Raw genomic sequence first — 4,541 nt, 5'->3', positions numbered from 1 at the left:
ATGTACTCGCCCGGGGGCAACGCCGCCGGCTGCCAGCGACCGGTTTCCATCAGGCCATCGCGCACGGTGTTGGTCACCAGATAACGGAAGCGGGTGACCGCGCTGCCATGCACGGTGATACCACTGTCCGGGGCATAGGCCACTTTCACCGCCTGCTTCTGCGGCGGCATGCGGTTGAAGACGATGTTCCAGCGTGGCTGCTCGTAGCCCTTCAGCGGCTGCCCGGCGGCATCCAGGATCTGGTAGCCCACCTGGTACGGCCCAAGCCGGCGACGCGGCAGGTTGTTGTCCACCTGGTCCCAGGCTTCCACCACGATCTGCACGCCGCGTCCCTGCCGGGCCAGCATCACCACGCCGTCGCTGCCGGCGGCGAGCGGCTGGTCGTTGTCGTCCAGCAGCGCCACGTCGGTGATGCGCGGTGCGAAGTGGTCGGCGTAGTCCTTGAACCCCAGCGCCACCGCATTGGTCTCGAAACCGCCGTTGCCCACGGCCAGGTGCACATGTGCCTGGCTGTTGATGCTGCCCAGGCGGTCGCCTACGTGGATGCGCGTGCCACGCCGCACGCGGATGCGCTCCAGCGTGCCGTCTTCGGCGTACAGCGGCTGCCAGCGCGCGTCGAACGGTTCGCCGCGTGGCGTACGGCCGACGCGCATGTGGATGTACTTCAACCGGTCCACGGCCAGCCCTTCAGCCTGCCCACCCAGGCTCCAGGCGGCAATCGGGCTGCTGATCTTGCCCTCGGCAATCGCCAGCACGGTCTGGCCGACATCGCCGCGCACGTCGAAGCCACCGTGCAGGTGGTGGCGGCTCTCGCCCTGGAAGGTGCCGCGCACCTCGCCGAGCGTGCCGACCACTTCATGCCAGCCATCCTGGGGTGCCAGTGGCCAGCGCCCACCGCTGTCCGGCAGCGCCGCATCGGAGGCCGGGCCCACCAGCGCCGGTGCAGGCAGTTCACCCACCGGCAGCGGGCGCAGGCGATGCAGGCGATAGCCTGCGGAGTCGGCCACCAGCAGAGCGCCGTCGGCCTCCACGGCCAGGCCACTGGGCCGCGCCAGGCGTGGCAGGCGGTCATTGCCCAGCAGCGCCAGTTGATGGCCCTGCGGGGTCACCTGCACGATGCGCCCGTCCAGGTCACCCACATACAGCACACCGTCATGCGTGGTGGCCAGTGACAGCGGACCGTTGATGACCTCACCCTTGCCGACTGCAGTGCTGACCATGCCATCGGCGCCGACGCGGCGGATCGCGTTGTTGAACAGATCGGCGACCAGCAGTGCGCCGTGCGCATCGAAGGCCAGCGCCACGGGCGTGTCGAAGCGCGCGTCTGTACCGGGCGCATCGGCGAAGCCCGGGCGGTCGCCGCCGGCCAGCGTACGCACGTTGCCATCGGCACCGATCACGCGGATGCGGTCGTTCCAGGTATCGGCCACATAGACCTGTCCCTGCGCATCCACGGCGATGCCCATCGGCCCATCGAAACGCGCTTGCGCGGCAGGACCATCGGCGAAACCCTGCTGGCCTCCGGCCAGCGTCGTCACCTGTCCGTCGGTGCCGATGCGCCGGATCGCATGATTGCCGGTGTCCGCCACATACAGATTGCCTTGTGCATCGGCGGCAATGCCCGAAGGGGTGTTGAAGCTCGCCTGCAGGGCAGGCCCATCAACACGCCCCTCGCCCTGCCCCGCTACCGTTTCGATACGGCCATCGGGCAGGCGGCGGCGGATGCGGTTGTTGTCACCGGCATCGGTGAAATAGACGCTGCCATCGGCACTGCCCAGCAGCGCGTAGGGGTCGGCGAAGCGTGCCTGCGCCGAGGCGCCATCGCGATCACCCGGATGGCCGTCGCCGGCCAGCAGCTCGATCTGTGCGGTCCACGCCAGCGGCGTCGGTACGGGGCCAGCCGGCACCTGCGGGCCGGAGGCGGGGAATTCCCACCAGGTTGCCGCCAGGGCCACCGCTGTTGCCACCACCACCGCACCCACCGCCATCCCTTGCCACCGCGCCATCGTCCCGTTTGCCTGTACTTGCATGAAGAGGCACGAACGATAATCGCTGCGCCCGTGCAGCGCCATGGCCGATGGTCAGGGCTGTTTCGCGGCGCTTGTCCTGCGCTGCCACAGCGGGTTCAATGTCTGTTCCATGGACGGAGGCCCACCATGCCCCGCTGTACCCCACTCTTCGCGCTGCTGTTTGCCGCACTGACCAGCGCGACCGCCTCGGCAAACGTGCCGCGGACACCCGCTTCCACCTCGCAGCCCCCGCACGATGCGGCGATGGATGCTGCGCATGCCGCGTACGCGCAGCAATGGGATACGGCCATCGAACAGTCCCGCAGTGGCAATACGCTGGCCGCGTTGATCGCCATGCAACGGTTGATGGACAGCCCGCTGCTGGCCGACTTCGATGCCGAGCGCCGCGGCCGCGCCGCGCAGTTTGCCGGCTGGACGGCGGCGATGCAGAAGCAGCCCGCGCTGGCACGGCGCTATCTGCAGCAGGCGCTGCTGGCGTTGCCGGGCGATGCGAGCATCCTGACCACGCTGGTGTCGCTGGACCTCAACGATGACCAACCCGCAGCGGCAGTCGAGCATCTGACACAGGCGCTGGCGCGTGCTGACAGCCCGCTGGCGATCGACCACCATACCGTCAGCTACCTGCAGTACCACCTGCGCGAACAGCCCGCGCAACGCATGGCGCTGCTGCAGGCGCTGTTCGACAACGGCTGGAAGAGCGGCGGCAGCGAACCCACCGGCCTGTGGCTGGAGTTGGCCACGCTGCAGGCCGACAACGGGCGCGGCGATGCCATTCCGACCACACTGGCTCGCATCGACACCCCGGCAGAACTGATCCGGTTGCGCAGCGACAAGCGCTTCGATCGCTATGTGGACCGTGCCGATGCACGCTTCGATCCGCTCAAGGCCGCGCAGGCCCATCTGGACACCCTGCGTGTATCGGGCCTGCTGGACCGGGTCCTGGATGCACGCATGGTGGATTTCAGCAGCACGCTGCTGATGCTGGATCGCAACGAGGAAGTCCTGGCGCTTACCGATACGCTGGCCGAGGCCGCCGCAGAAGGACAATCGCCCCCCGCCGCAGAAGCGGAATGGCTGGCCTGGCTGCTCAACAGCCGCATCGCCGCGCTGCGTCGCTTGGGGCGTACTGATGAGGCGCTGGCGACGGCGAAGCTGGCAGCTCGCATCGGCGCACTCGGGCCGGATGGCCTCGAGCATCAGATGAACGTGTCATTCGTGCTCGGCTCACTCGGCAAGACGCAGGAAGCAGAGGCCGCGATGGACACATTGACCGACCTCAGCAGCTATGGCCAGGCCGCACAGGCCTTGATCCATTTCGCCGCTGCCCGCCAGCGCGGTGATGCCACCGCTGCCACCACCGCACGTGCGGTCATCGTCGCCCAGCGCCAGGACGCGCGCCTGTTCCATCGCGAGATGCTGCTGGAGGAAGGCGATCTGGATGCTGCCGCAGCCGTGCTGATCGAGCAGCTGCGCTCGCCGTTGGAACGCAGCGACGCGCTGACCAGCCTGCAGGACATGCGCGTGTATCCCTCGTTGCCGGGCGATGTGCGCATCGATGCCGCCTGGCGCGAACTCAAGCAGCGTGCCGACGTGCAGGCCGAAGTCTCGCGGGTCGGTCGCATCGAGCGTTACGACCTGGTGGGCAGCGCCACATCGCGCTGAGCGCCGGCTACTTCGCCGGCACTTCGATGCGGATGCCCATCGCCTCGCGATAGCGAGTGTACAGGGCCATCACCTTGTCCACGTAGGCCAGGGTTTCGGCATACGGTGGCACGCCCTTGTAGCGTGCCACCGCACCGATGCCGGCGTTGTAGGCCGCCGCTGCCAGCGGACGGTCGCCGTTGTAGCGGCGCAGCAGCGCGCGCATGTAGCGGGCGCCACCGTCGATGGACTGCTGCGGCGAGAACGGGTCGCGCACGCCGTATTCCACTGCGGTGTCGGGCATCAGCTGCATCACGCCCTGCGCGCCCTTGCTGGACACCGCCAGTGCGTCGAAATTGCTTTCCGCGTGTGCGATCGCCCGCAACCAGGCATCGTCCACGCCGGTGGCCTTGGCCGCTGCCTTGAACTGTTTCGCGTGCTGGGCCAGCTGGGGCTTGCCGACCTTGCCCAGGCCTTCATGTGCCGGTTCGCCCGGTGGCGTGGCCACGGTGAACTTCAGGAACACCCGCGAGCCGGGCAGGTTGCGGGTGGAGTAGACGAGCTTGCCGTCCTGTTCGCGCTCGTACAGCACGCCACTGAACACGCCCATGTTGCCCCACAGGTTGGGGGTCTGCACGGCGCTGTCGTCGATCTCCTTCGGCGTGCAGCGCGAGCCGGGCTCCGGTGCGGTAGCCAGGCTGACCGTGTTGCCCTGCACGCAGCGGTAGACCGTGCGCGCAGCGGCCAGCCCTGGCCACAGGCCAGACAGCAGCAACAGCGCGACGAGGGCGGGACGGAGGGACATGGCGGCCGGATGATCCGGCGGCGGCCGCTAACAATGAGTGAATGGGGGGTTGGCCGGGCGGCGCC

The 4,541-nt window shown here is 68.5% G+C and carries 3 protein-coding genes; 1 reads left to right on the top strand and 2 read right to left on the bottom strand.

Annotated elements, in window-relative coordinates; genetic code table 11:
• Positions 1-2,006 (bottom strand): gluconolaconase (locus tag DBR20_RS21810; RefSeq protein WP_108268433.1); only part of this gene is annotated, 2,006 nt, incomplete at its 3' end.
• A 150-nt stretch (positions 2,007-2,156) separates the two neighbouring features.
• Here DBR20_RS21810 and DBR20_RS21805 point away from each other — a divergent pair.
• Positions 2,157-3,692: a hypothetical protein gene (locus DBR20_RS21805; RefSeq protein ID WP_108268430.1), complete on the top strand. Its 1,536-nt coding sequence runs from the start codon at positions 2,157-2,159 to the stop codon at positions 3,690-3,692.
• Positions 3,693-3,699: 7 nt separating this feature from the next.
• Here DBR20_RS21805 and DBR20_RS21800 read toward each other — a convergent pair whose 3' ends face one another.
• The gene (locus tag DBR20_RS21800; protein WP_108268428.1) at positions 3,700-4,476 is read right to left on the bottom strand and encodes a lytic transglycosylase domain-containing protein; all 777 of its coding nucleotides are present in this window, start codon (positions 4,474-4,476) and stop codon (positions 3,700-3,702) included.
• Between the last annotated feature and the right edge of the window lie 65 nt (positions 4,477-4,541).

Source organism: Stenotrophomonas sp. HMWF023 (genome assembly GCF_003060985.1).
Taxonomy (GTDB): Bacteria; Pseudomonadota; Gammaproteobacteria; order Xanthomonadales; family Xanthomonadaceae; genus Stenotrophomonas; species Stenotrophomonas lactitubi.
This window is presented reverse-complemented; position numbering and strand designations above follow the sequence as displayed.